The 20,650-nt window shown below is 61.4% G+C and carries 18 protein-coding genes; 4 read left to right on the forward strand and 14 right to left on the reverse strand.

The annotated features are described in order from the left end of the window. Nucleotides 1–6 precede the first annotated feature (6 nt). The 6 genes from NR126_RS26740 to NR126_RS26765 all read right to left on the reverse strand — a co-directional run bounded on the left by NR126_RS26740 (nucleotide 7) and on the right by NR126_RS26765 (nucleotide 6,087). Nucleotides 7–1,248, reverse strand: coding sequence for an SfnB family sulfur acquisition oxidoreductase (locus tag NR126_RS26740; RefSeq protein ID WP_027617247.1), 1,242 nt, complete (start codon nucleotides 1,246–1,248; stop codon nucleotides 7–9). A 193-nt stretch (nucleotides 1,249–1,441) separates the two neighbouring features. Beyond that, on the reverse strand, nucleotides 1,442–2,218 hold the full coding sequence (locus tag NR126_RS26745) for a hypothetical protein (protein WP_027617248.1): 777 nt from the start codon (nucleotides 2,216–2,218) through the stop codon (nucleotides 1,442–1,444). Nucleotides 2,219–2,680: 462 nt separating this feature from the next. Beyond that, the gene (gene tcyN, locus NR126_RS26750; protein ID WP_256832366.1) at nucleotides 2,681–3,427 is read right to left on the reverse strand and encodes an L-cystine ABC transporter ATP-binding protein TcyN; all 747 of its coding nucleotides are present in this window, start codon (nucleotides 3,425–3,427) and stop codon (nucleotides 2,681–2,683) included. Nucleotides 3,428–3,431: 4 nt separating this feature from the next. Then, a complete protein-coding gene (tcyL, locus tag NR126_RS26755; protein ID WP_033865998.1) occupies nucleotides 3,432–4,097 on the reverse strand; it encodes a cystine ABC transporter permease in 666 nt (221 codons plus the stop codon). Beyond that, nucleotides 4,097–4,897 carry a cystine ABC transporter substrate-binding protein gene (tcyJ, locus tag NR126_RS26760; protein ID WP_027617251.1) on the reverse strand — a complete coding sequence of 267 codons (801 nt, stop codon included), beginning with the start codon at nucleotides 4,895–4,897 and terminating at the stop codon, nucleotides 4,097–4,099. Before tcyJ ends, tcyL begins: the two co-directional genes overlap by 1 nt. Nucleotides 4,898–5,091: 194 nt before the next feature. Then, nucleotides 5,092–6,087, reverse strand: a complete 996-nt coding sequence (locus NR126_RS26765) for a D-cysteine desulfhydrase (RefSeq protein WP_256832367.1) — start codon at nucleotides 6,085–6,087, stop codon at nucleotides 5,092–5,094. 193 nt (nucleotides 6,088–6,280) lie between these two features. On the opposite strand from NR126_RS26765, the gene epsC reads away from it, so the two are divergent. Both epsC and betT read left to right on the forward strand, forming a co-directional pair. Further along, nucleotides 6,281–7,207 carry a serine O-acetyltransferase EpsC gene (gene epsC, locus NR126_RS26770; protein WP_027617253.1) on the forward strand — a complete coding sequence of 309 codons (927 nt, stop codon included), beginning with the start codon at nucleotides 6,281–6,283 and terminating at the stop codon, nucleotides 7,205–7,207. A 232-nt stretch (nucleotides 7,208–7,439) separates the two neighbouring features. Next, nucleotides 7,440–9,440, forward strand: coding sequence for a choline transporter BetT (gene betT, locus NR126_RS26775; protein WP_256832368.1), 2,001 nt, complete (start codon nucleotides 7,440–7,442; stop codon nucleotides 9,438–9,440). Between the two features lie 17 nt (nucleotides 9,441–9,457). Here betT and NR126_RS26780 read toward each other — a convergent pair whose 3' ends face one another. The 8 genes from NR126_RS26780 to NR126_RS26815 form a co-directional block, all read right to left on the reverse strand. Next, nucleotides 9,458–9,718, reverse strand: a complete 261-nt coding sequence (locus NR126_RS26780; protein ID WP_256832369.1) for a hypothetical protein — start codon at nucleotides 9,716–9,718, stop codon at nucleotides 9,458–9,460. 62 nt (nucleotides 9,719–9,780) lie between these two features. Further along, complete coding sequence (gene tauD / locus NR126_RS26785; protein ID WP_256832370.1) at nucleotides 9,781–10,617, reverse strand: taurine dioxygenase; 837 nt, start codon at nucleotides 10,615–10,617, stop codon at nucleotides 9,781–9,783. Between the two features lie 67 nt (nucleotides 10,618–10,684). Then, a complete protein-coding gene (gene tauC / locus NR126_RS26790) occupies nucleotides 10,685–11,518 on the reverse strand; it encodes a taurine ABC transporter permease TauC (RefSeq protein ID WP_027617257.1) in 834 nt (277 codons plus the stop codon). After that, nucleotides 11,515–12,309: a taurine ABC transporter ATP-binding subunit gene (tauB, locus tag NR126_RS26795; RefSeq protein ID WP_027617258.1), complete on the reverse strand. Its 795-nt coding sequence runs from the start codon at nucleotides 12,307–12,309 to the stop codon at nucleotides 11,515–11,517. Before tauB ends, tauC begins: the two co-directional genes overlap by 4 nt. 15 nt (nucleotides 12,310–12,324) lie before the next feature. Further along, the gene (tauA, locus tag NR126_RS26800; protein WP_027617259.1) at nucleotides 12,325–13,302 is read right to left on the reverse strand and encodes a taurine ABC transporter substrate-binding protein; all 978 of its coding nucleotides are present in this window, start codon (nucleotides 13,300–13,302) and stop codon (nucleotides 12,325–12,327) included. A gap of 228 nt (nucleotides 13,303–13,530) precedes the next feature. Continuing rightward, on the reverse strand, nucleotides 13,531–15,114 hold the full coding sequence (gshA, locus tag NR126_RS26805) for a glutamate--cysteine ligase (protein ID WP_027617260.1): 1,584 nt from the start codon (nucleotides 15,112–15,114) through the stop codon (nucleotides 13,531–13,533). Between the two features lie 196 nt (nucleotides 15,115–15,310). Beyond that, nucleotides 15,311–15,694 (reverse strand): PaaI family thioesterase, encoded by a 384-nt coding sequence (locus NR126_RS26810; protein WP_256832371.1) that lies wholly within the window; start codon nucleotides 15,692–15,694, stop codon nucleotides 15,311–15,313. Further along, nucleotides 15,694–18,018: a Tex family protein gene (locus tag NR126_RS26815; RefSeq protein ID WP_105754110.1), complete on the reverse strand. Its 2,325-nt coding sequence runs from the start codon at nucleotides 18,016–18,018 to the stop codon at nucleotides 15,694–15,696. Before NR126_RS26815 ends, NR126_RS26810 begins: the two co-directional genes overlap by 1 nt. A gap of 361 nt (nucleotides 18,019–18,379) precedes the next feature. On the opposite strand from NR126_RS26815, the gene ompR reads away from it, so the two are divergent. Beyond that, nucleotides 18,380–19,123, forward strand: coding sequence for a two-component system response regulator OmpR (gene ompR / locus NR126_RS26820; protein WP_027617262.1), 744 nt, complete (start codon nucleotides 18,380–18,382; stop codon nucleotides 19,121–19,123). 108 nt (nucleotides 19,124–19,231) lie between these two features. Continuing rightward, a complete protein-coding gene (locus tag NR126_RS26825; RefSeq protein ID WP_027617263.1) occupies nucleotides 19,232–20,545 on the forward strand; it encodes an ATP-binding protein in 1,314 nt (437 codons plus the stop codon). Nucleotides 20,546–20,650 lie beyond the last annotated feature (105 nt).

Raw genomic sequence — 20,650 nt, forward strand, 5'->3', positions numbered from 1 at the left:
GGTCGGTCAGATCCAGGAATGCCGGTTGGGCAGGGTGCCGTTGAGGTGATAGTTACCCACGGCGTGGTACTTCCAGCGCACCGGGTCGTGCAGGGTGTGCACCCGGGCGTTGCGCCAGTGACGGTCGAGATTGAACTCGGCGAGGGTGGCGCGACTGCCTGCCAGTTCGAACAGCTTTTCGCTGGCCAGCAGCGAGATCTCGGTGGTCAGGACCTTGGCCTCGGCGACGGCAATCGAAGCGCGAGCCGCGGCGGCTGCGGTGACCGGCGCGGCCTTGACCTGGTCGAGGACTTTGCCGGCGTTGCGCAGCAAGGCCTCGGCGGCGTGCAGCTCGATCTTCAGCTTGCCGATATCGGCGATCACGTAGAGGTCATCGCTGGCACGCTCGACCTTGGCGTCGATCCAGGGCCGGGCGCGGGTGCGGACGAATTCGATGGCGTCATCCAACGCGCCACGGGCAATGCCGAGGTCGATGGCGGCCTGGATCAATTGCGAGACTGCGCCCTGGATGTTCGGCGTGTCATTGATCCGCCAGGTCTCGACCACGAGCTCTGCGTCGACGCGCACTTCGTTCAGCAGCACGGTGCCGCTGGCGGTGGTGCGCTGGCCGAAGCCGGACCAGTCATCGACAATGCGCAAGCCCGGGGTACCGCGCCGCACGAACGCCATCACCTGGCGGCCTTCATCATTCAGTGCCTTGACGGCGACCCAGTGAGCGAACAGGGCACCCGTTGAGTAGAACTTTTCGCCATTGAGGACAAATCCATCACCGTCGGCGGTGATACGGGCCTTGAGCTCCAGGGTGTTCTTGCTGCCGCGTTCCGGCCCGGCATTGCCGATGCGCCAGCCATCGAGCACGCTGCGGAACAACTGCTGTTTTTGCACTTCGCTGGCGACCTGCTGCAGCAGGTTGAGGATGCCGAACTGGTTTTGCGGAATTTGTCCCAGGGCCGGGTCCGCCGCGCTGATGATCGCGAAGACTTCAGCCAGGGTGACATGGGAAATTTCGGGGCCACCGAAGGCCTTGCCCAGGGTGATGCTGCCCAGGCCACTGCGGGTGAATTGCTCGATCTCGGCCCAGGGTAATTTGCGCTGCTGATCGCGTCGCGCGGCTTGCTGGCGGGCGACTGCGGCGAGTTGGCGGGCGGCTTCGAGAGCCTCGGCATCGTTGCTCAGCACCTGTGCAGGCAACAATGCCGGGGAGACGTCCAGATCGCTCTGGATAGTTGCTTCGGCCAGATTGGACATCACTGCCACTCCTTGGCTGCACGCAATGCCCTGGCTGGGGTGATTGGGTTCCGGACCATACCTACCTCACATCTCATGGATAAGCCGCGCGATGCGGCGTAATCAAATTCAAGAATGTCCGGTGGTCCGGTTTATATACCTTAATGACTTATAAAAAATAAATGAACTAACTTTTGGGAATATACATAGAAGGTCAGCGTTGCTTTCTTTTCGAGTGAGCGGTGCCATTGCGCAGGGCGGATTGGCACAGCGACTTCAGGCCGGGATCGCTGTCACCGACCTTCAGCGTGCGGCTGGGGGCCCAGCGTGAGTTATTGCCGACCCGGTCGAGGATGCAATAGGTGACTTCGAGCCGATTGTCCTCACCGGCTTCGCTGATCACCTCTGGCGGCACCCAGACATGAATGGGCTGGCCAACCTCATCGGGCGCAATCGTGGGCAGGTCCATGCGCACATCGCCCCAACGCAGGGTGATGGAGTCTTGCGCTGCCATGTTCAGATAAGGCGCGATGGTCAGGGGTACGCCACGCCTGATCTGGTTCACATTGACCCCGTGGCGGGCAATCATCAGCGGAATGATCAGCGGCTTCAGGCGTTGATTCTCCTCGGCGCATTCACTCAGCGGCTGGCCGCCGGGGCAGTCCAGCTTGGCCTCCAGCTGTCTGGCCGGTGAGGTTGCCGGATGCTGTCCGACCTGCATCAGTCGATAGTGAACCTGCGACTGGCCGTTGTGGATGAAGCTCTCCGGAATCCGCAGGCTCACCGGGTGGCCGATGTCCTCGCGGCAGAGCATCCGCGAGGCGACGTAGCAGTTGTCCCAGAACAATTCGATCAAGTCGCCTTCGTCCATACAGGCGCAGGGCGGGATCTCGATTAGCAAATGGGCGGCTGAGGCGAGATTGATGGCTGATCCTGGAGACTGCGCCAGGCAGGGGGTCGACAGTTCAATGTGGGTCGACAGGCAGGTCATAGGTGTATCTCCTTGAAGTACCGCTGCGAAGTCCATTTCGAAAGTTTGTTAGTTCATATCGGTTGAAGCGTGGGGAAGTTGCTAAGCCAGGTTGGGACCCCATCGACGAATAGATAAAAGTGCGCTCGACAAGCAGTCAATAGAGATAACTTGGGAGTACGCCAGGGGTTCCGATAATCAGAGTTTTCTTACATGTAGGGGTTGTTTAGCGTACGGCAGGCCTGGCAATTTCTTCGTGGTGCGTCGGCCGGAAGCCAGATTGTGCGGGGACTTTGCTCGCTGGAAGCAACCGCGCCTGTGCCAAGTTACGGCACATGTCGGTGGAGGGAGTGGTATCTATTTATGGTGAGGATGTACAGAGAGAAGTTGGAAGGGTTTCAGGCTTTATTGTTTCGTTAAACGTCATTTCCATCCGTGGAGAATGAGGGGCTTAGAGAGTGTTGTGGACGAGGGTTTAGTGCTTCATGCGTTAAGAAACTTGCTGAGGAACTGCCGTGTTCGCTCTTCTTTTGGGTTGGCAAACAAAGCTTTGGCTTCTCCCTGTTCGACGATCACGCCTTTGTCGAAAAACACCACTCGATTGGCCACGTCGCGGGCAAATGCCATTTCATGGGTGACGATGACCATGGTGCGGTTTTCTTCGGCCAGGCCACGAATGGTGGCCAGGACTTCGCCCACCAGTTCCGGATCCAGTGCTGAAGTCGGTTCGTCGAAGAGGATCACCTCGGGTTCCATGGCCAGCGCCCGGGCGATGGCCACGCGTTGTTGTTGACCGCCGGACAGGCGCCTTGGGTAGGCGTCCTCCTTGCCCGCCAGACCAACCTTGGCTAACAGCTTGCGACCCAGTGCCAAGGCTTGTTCGCGAGGGACTTTCTTTACCACCAGCGGCCCTTCGGTGACGTTTTCCAGGGCCGTGCGGTGGGGGAACAGGTTGAAATTCTGGAACACGAAGCCCACATGCTGGCGCAGGGTGCGCACCTGGTTTTGCTGTTTGCTCAGCGGTCGACTGCCATCGATCTCGATGTCGCCGACCTTGATTCGCCCGCTGCTGGGCTCTTCGAGAAAATTCAGGCAGCGCAGGAACGTGGTCTTGCCCGATCCGCTGGGGCCAATGATGGCGACCACTTCGCCTTCCTTGATCTCAAGGTCGATGCCGTTGAGCACCACGTGACCCTTGAACTGCTTTGTCAGTTTTTCCACGACAATCATTGGGTCAGGACTCCTGGTCATGCCGATTGACCCGCTCTTCCAGCTTGTTCTGCAGGTGCGAAAGCACCGTTGCCAGAACCCAGTAGATCAGCGCGGCGGCTAGATACATGGTGAAGATTTCGAAGGTGCGGGCGGTGATCAGCTGCGCCTGGCGGAACAACTCCGGCACCTGGATGGTGGCAGCCAGCGCGGTGTCCTTGACCAGCGAAATGAAACTGTTGCCCAGCGGCGGCAACGCGGTGCGTGCCGCTTGTGGAAGGATCGCACGGCGCAGGGTTTGCGCCCGGGTCATGCCGATACTGGCCGCCGCTTCCCACTGACCGCGCTCGATCGAGCTGATGGCAGCACGCAGGATCTCGCAGGCGTAGGCCGCCATGTTCAGGGAGAAGCCGATCAGCGCGGCCGGCAGCGGGTCCAGTTCGACGCCCAGTTGCGGCAAGCCGTAATAGATCACGAACAGTTGCACCAGCAACGGCGTGCCACGAAAGAACGATACGTAGATGCGAGCTATCCAGCTCACCAGCTTGAGGCGTGACAGGCGCATCAGCGCCAGGCCAAAGCCCATCAGCAGGCCGAAGAACATCCCGCCGAGGCTGAGAATCACCGTGTAGTACGCGCCCTTGAGCAGAAAGGGCGCGGAGTCCAGTGCGAGTTGGAAAGCTGCTTCCATTATTGAGTGACGTCAGCGTTGAAGTACTTTTCAGAAAGCTTTTTCAGGGTGCCATCGGCGCGCAGTTCATCCAGTGCCTTGTTCACTGCGGCCAGCAGTTCAGGTTCGCCTTTGCGCAGGGCAATACCGGCTTCCTGACGGGAGAAGGCGTCACCGGCGGCGACAGTTTTCGGTGCTTTCTTGGCGTATTCGAGTGCAGCCAGGCGGTCGATCAGAATAGCGTCGGTACGGCCGTTGTTCAGGTCGGCGAACTTGGTCGGATCATCGTCGTAAGTGCGCACGTCAGCGCCCGGCACGTTGGCACGAACCCATTGCTCATAGTTGGTGCCCAGGCCGACACCGACTTTCTTGCCAGACAGGTCAGCGGCGGTCTTTATGTTCAGCGTGGCTGCCTTGTCTTTCAGCACCAGCGCCTGAATCCCGGACACGGTGTAGGGCTCGGAGAAGTCGTACTTCTTCTTGCGCTCTTCGGAGATGGTCACCTGATTGACCACGGCGTCCAGGCGTTTGGACTCAAGGGCGGCGAGGATGCCATCCCATTTGGTCTGTTGCAGTTTGGCTTTGACCCCGAGTTTTTGCGCCAGGGCTTCGGAAAGCTCGACTTCAAAACCGGTCAGCTTGCCGTCGGCATCGACGAAACTGAAGGGTGGGTAGGTGCCTTCAAGGCCGATGTTGATCGTGCCCGCGTCCTTGATTTTCTGCAGTTGCTCACCCGCTACCGCTTGCCCCAACAGACCGGCGCCCAGCGCCAGACCCAGCGAACCCACCAGCAGATTTCGACGTAGTGCGGAAAAATTCATGACAAGCCCCTGTGTGTTTTTATCAAGACGTTTGTTATCGAGCAGGCAACATCGGTTATCGAGCGATTGCAGCATCCTGCATTAAAGCAGCGTATGCGTCCCGCGGCGATTGCGCCTGCGGCGGGACTATATGACGCCGCTTTTAGATTGGAAAATACTATTAAACTACTTGCTTATAACCACTATCTTTCCGCTCAAGCGAAGGAATCTGCATAGGCAAACAACGCCGGGGCGCCGCCGGTGTGCAGGAAAATGATCGGACCCTCATCGAAGCGCTGGCGGCCAATGCCATCCAGCAGACCGGCCATGGCCTTGCCTGTGTAGACCGGATCAAGCAGCAGACCTTCCTGGCTGGCGAGGAGTTTCACGGCGGCCAGGGTGCCGGCATTCGGCTCGCCGTAGCGCGGGGCAAAGTACTCGTCCCACAGTTGCACTTTGAACGCTGGCGGCAGATTCACGCCCAGCAATTCAGCGGTGCGCTCGGCCAGGCCCTGGACCTTGGGCCGTTGATCTTCATCGCTGCGCGACACGGTAACGCCGATCACCGGCAACTCCGGCAGGGCTTCGCCAAGGGCCAGGCCCAGGCCGCTGTGGGTACCGGCGCTGCCCGAGGCCAGGACCACCGCGGCGAACTCCAGGCCGGTGTCCTTGATTTGCTCGGCCAGCTCCAGGCCGGCGCGCACATAACCCAAGGCACCCAAGGCGTTCGAGCCGCCAATCGGCACCAGGTAAGGCTGCTTGCCGTTGCTGCGCAGGCGCTCGGCGAGGGCTTGCAGTTGCTGGTCGGCGTTGTCGAGGTTGTCGACCAATTCGACCTTGGCATCGAACAGGTCCAGCAGCAGGCGATTACCATTGCCCAGGTAATTCGGGTCTTCGGTCGCGATCGGATTTTCCAGCAAGGCGACGCAGCCCAGGCCCAGTTTCGCGGCAATGGCTGCGGTCTGGCGCACGTGATTGGACTGGATGGCACCGGCGGTGATCAGGGTGTCGGCGCCTTGGGCCAACGCATCGGCGGCGAGGTATTCGAGTTTGCGCAGCTTGTTGCCGCCCATGGCCAGCGGCGTCAGGTCGTCACGCTTGACGTAGACATCACGGCCCAGCCAGCTCGACAGGCGCTCGAGCTTTTCCAGGGGCGTGGCGTGGTTGAGCAGGTCCAGACGGTTAAAACGAGCCAGCTGTTGTTTGATCATGGGGCCGCACGGGTTGTAGGAAGTCTCTGGACTATAGGCAGGGGGATTTACTCGGGCAACCGTCAATCACTTATAGCCAAAAGTGCTGAGAGCAGGAAAATTCGTTCTTAAACGCGTTTTGAGCCGATGTCGTACAGTGATCGGCATTTCAGCGGCCCTATGGTGCGGTCGCAGCGTGTGAGGAGTCTTGACCGTGAGTGAACGTTCCAGCCATTGGCAATTACAGACCATCGTTGGCCAACTGCGCGCAGCCCGCGACCAGTGGCGCACGCAGAATGGTCGCAGCAGCGGCGAGCAGGGCGGCCGTGAGCTGCCTTCACGCGCGGCGATGGCGGAGATTCTCGAAGCGCTCTGTGGCGCCTTGTTCCCGATGCGCCTGGGGCCGGTGGACCTGCGCGAGGAAAGCGAGGACTTCTACGTCGGGCATACCCTGGATGTGGCGCTCAACGCGCTGTTGGGCCAGGCCCGCCTGGAGTTGCGTTACGTCGCCCGGCAGAGTGCGCAGGTCGACAGCGAAGTCGACGCACGCGCCATCAGCCTGATCCAGGATTTCGCCCTGGCGTTGCCGGCGCTGCGCAGCCTGCTGGACACCGATGTGCTGGCGGCCTTCCACGGCGACCCGGCGGCGCGCAGCGTCGACGAGGTGCTGCTGTGCTACCCGGGGATTCTGGCGGTGATCCACCATCGCCTGGCGCACCACTTGTACCGGGCCGGTTTACCGTTGCTGGCGCGGATCAGTTCGGAAATTGCCCACTCGGCCACGGGCATCGATATTCACCCCGGCGCGCAAATCGGCCGCAGTTTCTTCATCGATCACGGTACCGGCGTGGTGATCGGCGAAACCGCGATCATTGGTGAGCGGGTGCGCATCTACCAGGCAGTGACCCTGGGTGCCAAACGCTTCCCGGCGGACGAAGACGGCCAGTTGCAAAAGGGTCACCCGCGTCACCCGATCGTCGAGGACGATGTGGTGATTTACGCCGGGGCGACTATTCTCGGGCGAATCACCATCGGCAAGGGCTCGACCATTGGCGGCAACGTCTGGCTGACCCGCAGCGTTCCCGCCGGTTGCAACCTGACTCAGGCCAACCTGCAGCACGATGACGGGACGCAGAAATAAGTATTTGCCGAAAGGACGCGAGCCCTTGCCAGCAGGGGCTTTGCGAGCGTGATAGCGATTGGCGAGGGGCTGCCGTCGAGCCCCGGGATTAGTCCTTAGCCCCCTATTCATGTTTAACTTGAACGTTCATTCAAGTTAAACCGGCAGCTCGCTGCCCGCTCACAACAGGAGGCTTGCCTTTGCTGAGTCCGATTTTTACAGCCACGTCCCACCCACAAAAGGTGCACCGAACATGAGTGCATCCACTCCTGCTGCAAACAGTCAAATCCGCATGAATCCGCCGGTGTTTTACTTCGCCGCGACCTTCATTCTGCTCTTCGGCCTGGTGGTCATCGCTTTTCCGCAACAGGCCGGTGCCTGGCTGCTGGCGGCACAGGACTGGGCGGCCAATACGGTCGGCTGGTACTACATGCTGGCGATGACCCTGTATCTGGTCTTCGTGGTGGTCACCGCCTTGTCTGGCTACGGCAAGATCAAGCTCGGTGCCGACCACGACGAACCCGAATTCAGTTACCTGTCCTGGGCTGGCATGCTGTTCGCTGCCGGGATCAGCATCACCCTGTTTTTCTTCTGTGTTTCCGAACCCCTGACCCACCTGTCGCTGCCGCCCCAGGGCGAAGCCGGTACTGCCGATGCGGCGCGCCAGGCGATGCAGATCCTGTTCTTGCACTGGGGCCTGCACGGCTGGGGAGTGTTTGCCTTCGTCGGTATGGCCCTGGCGTACTTCGCCTACCGGCATAACCTGCCGTTGGCCCTGCGCTCAGCGCTGTACCCGCTGATCGGCAAGCGCATCAATGGCCCGATCGGTTACGCGGTGGATGGTTTCGGCATCATCGCCACCGTGTTCGGCCTGGGTGCCGACATGGGCTTTGGCGTGCTTCACCTCAACTCCGGGCTCGACTACCTGTTCGGCATTGCGCATACCCAATGGGTGCAGGTCGGCCTGATCACCTTGATGATGGGCGCGGCGATCATCGTCGCGGTCGCCGGCGTCGACAAGGGCGTGCGGGTGATGTCTGACATCAACATGCTGCTGGCCTGCGCGCTGTTGCTATTCGTGTTGTTCGCCGGCCCCACCCAGCACCTGCTCAATACGCTGATCCAGAATCTCGGCGACTACCTCGGCGCCTTGCCGATGAAGAGTTTCGACCTCTACGCCTACGACAAGCCGAGCGACTGGCTGGGCGGCTGGACCGTGTTCTATTGGGCCTGGTGGATTGCCTGGTCGCCGTTCGTGGGCCTGTTCATTGCGCGCATTTCCCGCGGCCGGACCATCCGTGAATTCGTCTTCGGCGTGCTGTTGATTCCCCTGGGCTTTACCCTGGCGTGGATGTCGATCTTCGGTAACAGCGCCATCGATCAGGTGCTCAATCACGGCATGAGCGCGCTGGGCATGTCGGCCATCGACAATCCGTCGATGACCCTCTACCTGCTGCTGGAAACCTATCCGTGGAGCAAGACGGTGATCGCCGTGACGGTGTTCATCAGCTTTGTGTTTTTCGTCACCTCGGCCGACTCCGGTACCGTGGTCCTGTCGACCTTGTCCGCCAGGGGCGGCAGTGCCGACGAAGACGGACCGAAATGGCTGCGGGTGTTCTGGGGCGCGATGACGGCGCTGGTCACCAGTGCCCTGTTGTTCGCCGGCAGCATCGACTCGCTGAAGTCGGCGGTGGTCCTGACTTCATTGCCGTTCTCGATGATTCTGCTGCTGATGATGTGGGGGCTGCACAAGGCGTTCTATCTCGAGTCGCAGAAGAAAATCGCGCAGATGCATTCGCTGGCGCCGGTCTCGGCTTCGCGTCGGGGCAAGGGCGGCTGGCGCCAGCGCTTGAGCCAGGCGGTGCACTTCCCGTCGCGCGACGAGGTCTATCGCTTCCTCGACACGACGGTGCGCCCGGCCATCGAGGAGGTCACAGCGGTGTTTGTCGAGAAGGGCTTGAACGTGATCGCGCAGCCCGACCCGGCCAACGACAGCGTCAGCCTGGAGATCGGCCATGGCGACCAGCATCCGTTCATTTACCAGGTGCAGATGCGCGGCTACTTCACGCCGTCCTTTGCCCGTGGCGGGATGGGGCCCAAGGAACTGCGCAATCGGCGCTACTACCGGGCTGAGGTGCATTTGAGCGAAGGCAGTCAGGATTACGATTTGATGGGCTACACCAAGGAGCAGATCATCAACGACATCCTCGACCAGTACGAGCGGCACATGCAGTTCCTGCATCTGGTGCGTTGAGCGAGTGCCGGGGCTGCTCAGGTGTTGGCCGTCAAGGCCATGTACAGCACCAGGGTGGCCACCGGTACGGCAAACACCATGCACCCGGTCATCAGATCGTCGCGCAGCGAGCGCTCGGCGATTTTCACGCCGATGGCGCCGTTGATCGTCGTCAGCGCCAGCCACAGCAGGATGAAACTGTAGGTCCGGACCTCGGGCGTGAAGCCCAGTTGCTGGCCGATGAATAGCATCAGCGCCAGCAGAATCAGGCCGAACGCGATGATGATGGTGGTGTGCATGGGCGAGCGCTCCTGTGCCGTCTAACGAGCATAGGCGGCGTTCAGGCGCACAGTCCGAAAAGTTAGAACGGCACGTCGCCCAACACCGTGGCGCGGTGCATCACCCGGCGTGCCGGACGGTAATCGTCAACGGCAAAATGCTGGGTCACCCGGTTGTCCCAGAAAGCCACGTCATGAGTTTGCCAGCGCCAGCGGATGGTGAACTCCGGGCGGGTGGCGTGGGCGAACAATAGCTTGAGGACCGACTCGCTTTCGGTCTCCGACAGCTCGTTGATGCGGGTGGTGAAGCCCTCATTGACGAACAGCGATTGACGTCCGCTCACTGGATGGGTGCGGATGACCGGGTGCGACAGTGGCGGATTTTTCTTGCGCGTGGCTTCCCACTGGGCGAGGGCTAGCGGGGTACTGCCAAAGCGCTCCAGCGGGAAGGATTTGACGAAGTCGTGGGTCGCGGTCAGGCCCTGCAGCAAACTCTTGAACGGCTCGGACAATGCCTCATAGGCGGCAATGCCACTGGCCCACAAGGTATCGCCACCAAACTCGGGCAACAGCTTGGCACTGAGCACCGCCCCTAACGCCGGAGTCGGCAGGAAGGTCACGTCGGTGTGCCACACGGCATTGTCGCGCACGTCGGTTTCGGCGGTGTCGAGGATCAGCACTTCCGGCTGTTCCGGGACGTTAGGGTAGATCGGGTGAATGTGCAGGTCACCAAAGTTGGCGGCGAACCGCGCCTGCTGTTCCGGGGTGACGGGCTGATCACGGAAGAACAGCACTTGATGCTTGAGCAGGGCTTGCTCGATGGTGTCGCGTTGTTCGACGTTCAGCGGCTGGGCAATGTCGACGCCGCCGATCTGCGCGCCGAGGGCACTGCTGAGTGGGGTGATGGTCAGGCTGCTCATGGGATTCTCTTCATTACAAACTGTAGGAGCGAGCCGGCTCGCTCCTACAAGGGGGGCAGGGTGCAACTCAATGGCTCTGGCCGTGCCATGGCACCAGCTTGCGTTGCAGGGCGCGCAGGCCCATTTCCATGGCAAAGGCGATCAGCGCGATCACCAGGATCCCTAGCACCACTACATCGGTGACCAGGAACTGCGCCGCCGACTGCACCATGAAGCCGAGGCCGCTGGTGGCGGCGATCAGTTCGGCGGCGACCAGGGTCGACCAGCCGACACCCAGGCCGATGCGCACGCCGGTTAAAATGTCCGGCAGGGCGCTGGGCAGAATCACATGGCGGATCAACTGGCTGCGGGTGGCGCCCAGTGACTGCGCGGCGCGCAATTTCGCCGGGTCAACGGTGCGCACCCCGGTCGCGGTTGCGATGGCAATAGGGGCGAAGATCGCCAGGTAAATCAGCAGCACCTTGGACAGCTCGCCGATACCGCACCAGATCACGATCAACGGCAGGTAGGCCAGTGGCGGAATCGGCCGGTAGAACTCAATCAGCGGATCGAGCACGCCACGGGCGATACGGTTGTGGCCGATGGCAATACCCACCGGCACTGCGGTCAGTACCGCAAAGCCGAGGCCCAGGCCGATACGTTGGAGACTGGCGGCGAGGTGCTGCCACAGTGTCGAGTCCATGTAGCCGCTGGTCGCCAGCATCCAGCCTTTTTGCACAACGGCCGAGGGCGGCGGCAGGAACAGCGGTTCGATCAGGCCGGTGGCGGTCACCGCCCACCACAGGGCAATCAGGCTGATCAGCGTCAGGATGCTGATCCAGCGAATATTCAGGCTGCGTCGGCCCGGGCGCGATGGAGCTGTGGTCGGCGCCGCTGCGCTGCTGATTTCATAAGTGCTCATGCGCGCTCCTGCCGCTGGGCGGCGCTGCGTTGCGAGAACACACGGGCCAGGACGTGCTCGCGGGTTTCGATAAAACGTGGGTCGGATTTGATCGCGCGGGCCGATTCGCCGGCGGCATAGCGCTGGCCGAAATCCAGTTGCAGCCGTTCGACGATCTGTCCAGGATTGGGCGCCAGTAGAATCAGGTCAGTGGCGAGGAACACCGCTTCTTCGATGTCGTGGGTAATCAAAAACACTGGCTTGCAAGTGCGCCGCCAGACTTGCAGGAGCAACTCCTGCATCTGTTCGCGGGTGAAAGCGTCGAGAGCGCCGAAAGGTTCGTCCATCAGCAACACACGTGGATCGGCGGCCAGGGCGCGCGCCAGGCCGACGCGCTGTTTCTGCCCGCCGGAAAGCTGCCAGATACGCCGACTGTCATAGCCGGCGAGGTCGACCAGGGCGAGCATTTCCCGGGCGCGGGCCTCACGTTGCGCACGGGGTATTCCGGCCAGTTCCAGACCGAAAGCAACGTTGGCCAGAACATCCTGCCAGGGCAGTAAGGCGTCGTCCTGAAACACGACGCCGCGTTCGGCGCTCGGGCCTTTGACCTGTACCTCATCCAGGGTGATCCGCCCGGCGCTGGGTTCGACGAAGCCGGCGATCAGGTTCAACAGCGAGGTCTTGCCACTTCCGGATGGGCCGAGGGCGACCAGCAGTTGCTGAGGCCCCAGGGTCAGGGAAATATCCGCCAGTACCGGTTCCGGGTTACCTGGGTACTGTGCGCTGATGCGCTCCAGTTGTAGCAAGGCCATCGCAGGGCGCTCCGATCAGTTGGGGATGAACTTGGCGCTGACGTACGGCGCGTAGTCCGGCAGGACGGCCTCGACCTTGCCTTGTTCCTTGAGGAATGCGGCGGTGTCGGTGATGGCTTTGGTGGTCGGCGCGCCGAGGCTGATGACCTGGTCAGCGGCCAACGGGTAGACGTTGCCCTGCAACAGCAGCGGGATATCGCTGGCCTTGGCGCCGGAAAGTTTCACCAGCTTGTCGACGTTGCCTTGATTGGTCAGCCAGGCTTGTGGGTCTTTGCGGTAATCGGCGTAGGCATCGAGGGTGACCTTGGCGAAAGCGCTGACGATCTCCGGGTGTTTCTCTGCGAAGTCTTTGCGCACGATCCAGGCATCGAAGGTCGGCGCGCCGAATTTGGCCAGTTCACCGGAAGTGATCAGCACCTTGCCGTTTTCCTTGGCGACGCCCAGCGCTGGGTCCCAGACGTAAGTGGCGTCGATGTCACCGCGTTTCCACGCAGCGATGATTGCAGGAGGGGCGAGATTGAGCACGGTGACTTTCGACGGGTCGATGTTCCAATGCTTGAGCGCGGCCAGCAGGCTGTAGTGACCGGTGGAGACAAAGGGCACGGCGATTTTCTTGCCGATCAGGTCTTGCGGGGTGTTGATCCCGGCACCGTCACGAGCAACCAGCGCTTCAGCGGCGCCGATCTGGGTGGCAATGAGGAAGGTCTGCACCGGTACTTTGCGGGTAATGGCGGCGGTCAGCGGGCTGGAACCGAGGTAACCGATCTGCACATCGCCCGAGGCGATGGCAGTGATCACGTCAGCACCGTTGTCGAATTTGCGCCAGTCAATCTTGGCCTGGGTGGCTTTTTCATAGCTGCCGTCGGCCTGGGCCACTTTGGCCGGATCAACGGTGGTCTGGTAGGCGACGGTGAAGTCTGCCGCTTGAACGAAGAAGCTTGCAGCCGCCAGGGACGCGGCCGCCAGGAGGCGTAGGGGGAAGTGTCGTTTCATGATCGAGGTCTCATCAGGCGGCCGGGGTTTCGGCGAGTAATGAGACTAAATGATCTAAGAATCCGAAAATAAATAACCTTTTCGAATTAGCTTATGTGAGGAAGTTTTTCAGGAAGGTCCGCTGTGCTGTCTTCGCGGGCAACCGCAAGCGGGAGACCGCTCCCACAGGTCCACTGTAAGCCTGTGGGAGCGGTCTCCCGCGATAGAGGTCCGCAGGACCTTCAACCGCTAGTTGCTGATCGCCAGGATGCTCGCCTGGTACGAACCGACAAACACATCGAAGTCACCGACTTCGTTCTGTTCCAGCTCGCTTTGCTGTTGCAGTGAAGTGCGCGCCAGCTCTTCGAACTTGGCCTGCTCCTCAGCCGGCAACGGCTCGCTGCGGAAGAACTCGGCGTGGGCCTCGCTCTGGTGCAGGGAGAATTGGGCGAAGCTCTGCTGGTGCTGCTTCATCGCCGCCAGCACTTGGGCAGACGGGGTCAACGACGAATCGCGAACCTTCGCCAACTGTGCATCGAGGGCCTGACTGTGGGCGTCGCCGCCATGGCTCTGGTCCAGTAAAGCCGCCAGCGGTGCGATGTTTTCCAATAGCTCGCTGGCCCAGTCCTTGAGGTCCACTGACTGACCGTCACGCTGCAATTGCAGGCCCGGACGGCGGCCTTCCTTGACCACGCTGAGGAAGTTCGAGGTGGCGTTACTGCAGGTGTCGCCGGTCAGCAGCGGGCTGTCGTTCAACGCGCAATACAGCAGGAAGGCGTCGAGGAAGCGCGCTTGCGGCAGGTCGATGCCCAGCGGCAGGAACGGGTTGATGTCCAGCAGGCGCACTTCGACGTACTGAATGCCCCGGGCCATCAGCGCCTGGATCGGCCGCTCGCCGGTGTAGGTCACGCGTTTCGGGCGGATGTTGGAGTAGTACTCGTTTTCGATCTGCAGGATGTTGGTGTTGAGTTGCACCCACTCACCGTCCTTGTGCGTGCCGACTTCGACGTAGGGCGGGTACGGCGTGGCGACGGCCTTGCGCAGGCTGTCGGTGTAGCTGTTCAGGTCGTTGTAGCACGGCGTCAGGCCGGCCTGGGCGTTGCTCTGGTAACCCAGGTCGCTCATGCGCAGGCTGGTGGCGTAGGGCAGGTACAGGGTGTCGGCGTCCAGTTGCTCCAACTGATGCGCACGACCGCGCAGGAAACCGGCGTCGAGTGCCGGCGAGGCGCCGAACAGGTACATCAGCAGCCAGCTGTAGCGGCGGAAGTTGCGGATCAGGGCAATGTAGGCGACCGACTGATAATCGCGGTCGCTGCCAACGAAACCTTCTTCCTGCTTGAGCAGGGGCCAGAGCTTTTCCGGCAGCGAGAAGTTGTAGTGAATCCCGGCAATGCACTGCATGGTCTTGCCGTAGCGCAGGGCCAGGCCCTTGCGGTACACGTACTTGAGCTGCCCGATATTGGAGGTGCCGTAGTAGGCGATCGGGATGTCTTCCTCGGCCGGCAACGGGCACGGCATCGATGGACTCCACAGGTACTCGTTGCCGAGTTTGCTGTAGGCAAAGCGATGAATGCTGTCCAGGCTCGCCAGGGTGTCGGCCGGGTCGGGCAGGGCGGGCGTGATGAACTCCAGCAGCGACTCGGAATAGTCGGTGGTGATCTGTTCGTTGGTCAGCGCGGAACCCAGACTTTCAGGGTGCGGCGTTTGCGCCAGGCGACCTTCCTCGGTCACGCGCAGGCATTCACGTTCAATTCCGTGAAGACACTGCTCGAGCAGAGAGAGGTGGGCGCGCTCGCCGAGCAGAGCCAGGCGGCGGTTGAGAAGTTCGCTCAAGTTGGATTCCTTCACGCGTCAGTCGCCCCAATATGGGGGTGGGCCGGACGGTCTACAAGGGTGAAGTAGAAACTGGCGTTTTCGCCTTGTTTTTCGACTCATCAAAACCATTGTGGGAGCGAGCAGGCTCGCTCCCACAGAAAATCCCGGTGCTGCGGTCACAGCACCGAAATTAACCCAAATTGATGACGGCTAGCTACAGGACAGCGAACGTGCCTTGTGCTTTTACGACCAATTTGTCGCCCTGGGTCACATCGGCCTCGACCACCAGCGTGCGCCGGCCGGGGTGAATTACCCGGGCCGTGCACAGCACCTCGCCGTCGGCGACGGCGCGGATGTAGTTGATCTTGCACTCGATGGTCGCGCTCTGCTGGTCAAAACCATGGGAACTGGAACAGGCCAGCCCCATGGCAATGTCCACCAGGCTGAACAGGGCACCGCCGTGCAGTTTCCCGGCACGGTTGCGCAGCTCCGGCACCCACTCCAGGGCCACTTGTGCAACCCCGGTTTCGAGGCTGTGCAAGCGGCAACCCAGCAACTTGAAAAAGGCGCTTTCGGTGTACCCGGCAGGGATTTCCATCAGCGCTTCTTCAACTGTTTGGCGTTGGCGAACAGCGAAGCCATCGCGTTGTTGCTCGGTGCTGCCGCCGTGGTTTCCTTGCGTGGCGCGTTGCCCTGCGATTGACGGGGCGCCGAGCCAGGACGGGCACCACGGGCACCGTCGACCTTCTCGCCCGGGGTGTCGCTCATGCGCATCGACAGACCCACGCGTTTGCGTGGGATGTCGACTTCCATGACCTTGACCTTGACCACGTCGCCGGCCTTCACCGCTTCACGCGGGTCCTTGATGAACTTCTCGGATAGCGCGGAGATATGTACCAAACCGTCCTGATGCACGCCGATATCGACGAAGGCACCAAAGGCCGTCACGTTGGTTACCACACCTTCCAGAATCATCCCCGGTTGCAGGTCCTTGAGGTCTTCGACGCCTTCCTGGAACTCAGCGGTCTTGAACTCGGGGCGCGGATCGCGGCCGGGTTTATCCAGCTCTTGCAGAATGTCGGTGACCGTCGGCAAGCCGAAGGTTTCGTCGGTGTACTTTTTCGGGTCCAGGCGCTTGAGGAAACCGCTGTCGCCGATCAGCGAGCGAATGTCGCGGTCGGTCTCGGCGGCAATGCGCTGCACCAGCGGGTAGGCTTCCGGGTGAACCGCGGACGAGTCCAGCGGGTTGTCGCCATTCATCACGCGCAGGAAGCCGGCGGCCTGTTCGAAGGTTTTTTCACCCAGGCGTGCGACTTTTTTCAGCGCTGCACGGGTTTTGAACGCGCCATGTTCGTCACGGTGACTGACGATATTCTGCGCCAGGGTCGCGTTGAGCCCGGAGATGCGTGCCAGCAGCGCCACGGACGCAGTGTTGACGTCGACGCCGACGGCGTTCACGCAGTCTTCGACGACTGCATCCAGGCCGCGCGCCAGTTTCAGCTGCGACACGTCATGCTGGTACTGGCCAACACCAATGGATTTCGGATCGATTTTCACCAGCTCGGCCAGTGGATCCTGCAAGCGACGGGCAATCGACACCGCGCCACGGATCGACACGTCGAGGTCGGGGAATTCCTTGGACGCCAACTCGGACGCCGAATACACCGAAGCACCGGCCTCGGAGACCATGACTTTGGTCATTTTCATCGCCGGGTATTTCTTGATCAGGTCGGCGGCCAGCTTGTCGGTTTCCCGGCTGGCGGTGCCGTTGCCGATGGCGATCAGGTCGACGGAGTGCTTGGCGCACAGGGCCGCGAGCACGGCGATGGTCTGGTCCCACTTGTTGTGCGGCACGTGCGGGTAGACCGTGGCGTGGTCGAGCAGCTTGCCGGTGGCGTCGACCACCGCGACCTTGCAGCCGGTACGCAGGCCCGGGTCGAGGCCCAGGGTGGCGCGTGGACCGGCCGGAGCCGCCAGCAGCAGGTCATGCAGGTTGTGGGCGAAGACGTTGATCGCCTCGGCTTCGGCGCCATCGCGCAGTTCGCCCAGCAGATCGGTTTCCAGGTGGGTGTAGAGCTTGACCTTCCAGGTCCAGCGCACCACTTCCGACAGCCATTTGTCCGCCGGGCGATTCTGGTTGGAGATGCCGAACTGCTGGCCGATCATGCCTTCGCATGGGTGCATGGTGCCTGGCAGTTCATCGCCGACTTTCAGCGCCGAACTGAGGATGCCTTCGTTGCGCCCACGGAAAATCGCCAGCGCGCGGTGCGACGGCATGCTTTTCAGCGGTTCATCGTGTTCGAAGTAATCGCGGAACTTGGCGCCTTCCTCTTCCTTGCCGGCAATGACGCGGGCGCTGAGGGTGGCTTCCTGCTTCAGGTAGCTGCGCAGTTTGTCGAGCAGGCTGGCGTCTTCGGCGAAGCGCTCCATGAGGATGTACTTGGCGCCTTCAAGGGCAGCCTTGACGTCGGCGACACCTTTTTCGGCATCGACGAAGCGCGCCGCTTCGACATCCGGGGTCAGGCTCGGGTCGTTGAACAGACCGTCGGCCAGCTCGCCGAGGCCGGCTTCCAGGGCGATCTGGCCCTTGGTGCGACGCTTTTGCTTGTATGGCAGGTACAAGTCTTCAAGACGGGTCTTGGTGTCGGCGAGCTTGATGTCCCGTTCCAGTTGCGGGGTCAGTTTGCCCTGCTCCTGGATGCTGGCCAGGATGCTGATGCGCCGTTCGTCGAGTTCTCGCAGGTAGCGCAGGCGCTCTTCCAGATGACGCAGTTGCGTATCGTCGAGGCTGCCGGTCACTTCTTTCCGGTAGCGGGCGATGAAGGGCACCGTGGAGCCTTCATCGAGTAGCGCGACGGCCGCTTCGACCTGTTGTGGGCGGACACCGAGTTCCTCGGCGATGCGGCTGTTGATGCTGTCCATAAAACCACCTGACAAATTGTGAAAGCAGGCTCGCGGGCACAGGGATCAAGGCCCGGCGAGTCTGGTTGAGCGGCCTGGCCTGCGCCGCTACCTGGATCAAAGGCAGCCCATTGACCCGTGAAATCGAACAATTACTGCCCGGCGATGAAAAATAAAAAGTCGCCAGGGGCAGCAACGATCTGACGTTGCCTGACACAAAACGCCGCGCATTATAACCAGCGTTCCGTGCTTCGGGGGGCATCCCGACCTGTAGGCACAATGCCTGTCAGAGTGGCGGTAGAGGAAAAATCTGCTAACAATGCACACGGTACGTATAACGGCAGCTACGCCATAATGCGCGCCGAGATCAAAGGAGCATCCAATGAGCAGCACTGCACAAACTGCTGAAGGCGAAAAAATTCTTATTGTTGACGACGATCCGGGGCTGAGCAGCCTGCTGGAGCGTTTTCTCGTCGGCAAGGGTTATCGCGCCCGCACGGTGCCCAACACCGAACAGATGAACCGCCTGCTGGCACGTGAAGTGTTCAACCTGGTTGTTCTCGACGTAATGATGCCGGGCGAAGATGGCCTCACGGCCTGCGGCCGCCTGCGTAGGGAGAACAACCAGATCCCGATCATCATGTTGACCGCCAAGGGCAACGATGAGCTGAACCGTATCAAGGGCCTGGAACTGGGCGCCGACGATTACCTGCCCAAGCCATTCAACCCGGATGAACTGGTGGCGCGCGTCAAGGCCGTCCTGCGTCGCCAATCGGCTCCTGTGCCGGGCGCACCGGGTAGCGAGGACGAGAGCGTTACCTTCGGTGATTACGAGCTGTCCCTGGCGACTCGCGAGCTCAAGCGCGGCGATGAAGTGCACATGCTCACCACCGGCGAATTCGCCGTGCTCAAGGCGCTGGTGATGAACGCTCGCCAGCCGCTGACCCGCGACAAGTTGATGAACCTGGCCCGTGGCCGTGAGTGGGACGCCCTGGAGCGCTCCATCGACGTGCAGATCTCCCGCCTGCGCCGGATGATCGAGCCTGATCCATCGAAACCACGCTACATCCAGACAGTCTGGGGCGTGGGTTACGTGTTCGTTCCGGACGGTACCGCGACCAAGTGATGGGCGATTTGTAGGAGCGGGTCCGCCGGATAATGCGTTATCCGGTTGATTCGCGGTCCGCAATTCTGCGAGGCTCTCTCGCTCATGCAAAATGTGTAGCTGCCTCCCATGAAAACCCCCGTGTGGTTTCCCCAGAGTTTCTTCTCCCGCACCCTCTGGCTGGTGCTGATCGTCGTGCTGTTTTCCAAGGCGCTGACCCTGGTTTATCTGTTGATGAACGAGGACGTGCTGGTGGACCGTCAATACAGCCACGGCGTCGCGCTGACCCTGCGTGCCTACTGGGCAGCCGATGAAGACAACCGAACCAAAATTGCCGACGCCGCCGGATTGATCCGCGTGGTTGGCGCAGGCGTGCCCGAAGGCGAGCAGCACTGGCCATACAGCGAGATCTATCAGCGGCAGATGCAGGCCGAACTGGGTGGCGACACCGAAGTGCGCTTGCGCATGCACGCCCCTCCCGCCCTCTGGGTGCGGGCGCCGAGCCTCGGGGACGGCTGGCTGAAGGTGCCGCTGTATCCGCATCCGCTGCGCGGGCAGAAAATCTGGAGCGTGCTGGGCTGGTTCCTGGCCATTGGTTTGTTATCCACCGCTTCGGCGTGGATTTTCGTCAGCCAGCTCAACCAGCCACTCAAGCGCCTGGTGAATGCGGCCAGGCAACTGGGCCAGGGGCGCAGTGTGCGCCTACCGATCAGTGATACGCCTAGCGAGATGGCCGAGGTGTATCGCGCCTTTAACCAGATGGCTGAGGATGTCGAGCAGGCCGGGCGTGAACGCGAGTTGATGCTGGCGGGGGTCTCCCATGACCTGCGCACGCCGCTTACTCGCTTGCGCCTGTCGCTGGAGTTGATGGGTAACCGCAGCGATCTGACGGACGATATGGTGCGCGATATCGAGGACATGGACGCGATCCTCGACCAGTTCCTCGCGTTTATCCGTGACGGTCGTGACGAGTCGGTGGAGGAGGTCGACCTCAGTGACCTGGTACGCGAGGTGGCGGCGCCCTACAACCAGAACGAAGAGCGCGTACGTCTGCGTCTGGAGCCGATCCAGCCATTTCCGCTGCGCCGGGTATCGATGAAACGCCTGCTCAACAATCTGATTGGCAACGCCTTGAACCATGCCGGTAGCGGTGTGGAGGTAGCGGCCTACGTCTCGGGCGACGTCAGCGCGCCTTACGTAGTGCTGAGCGTGCTGGACCGTGGGGCGGGCATCGATCCGTCGGAGCTGGAGGCGATCTTCAACCCGTTCACCCGTGGCGACCGCGCCCGGGGCGGCAAAGGTACCGGGCTGGGCCTGGCCATCGTCAAGCGTATTGCGGCGATGCATGGCGGCAATGTCGAACTGCGCAACCGCTCCGGTGGCGGCCTCGAAGCGCGGGTGCGATTGCCGCTGGGGCTGATGTTGCCCAGGGATGCGGTTTAAAAGCAGAGGTGAGTTTCAAGCGACAAGCTGCAAGTCAGGAGCAAAGGCAGTCCGCGCCTGGAATGAGCGACGCGTACGGCCCTTGCTTGCAGCTAAAAGCTCACA

Source organism: Pseudomonas sp. Pse1, assembly GCF_024519635.1.
In the GTDB taxonomy this organism is placed as follows: Bacteria; Pseudomonadota; Gammaproteobacteria; order Pseudomonadales; family Pseudomonadaceae; genus Aquipseudomonas.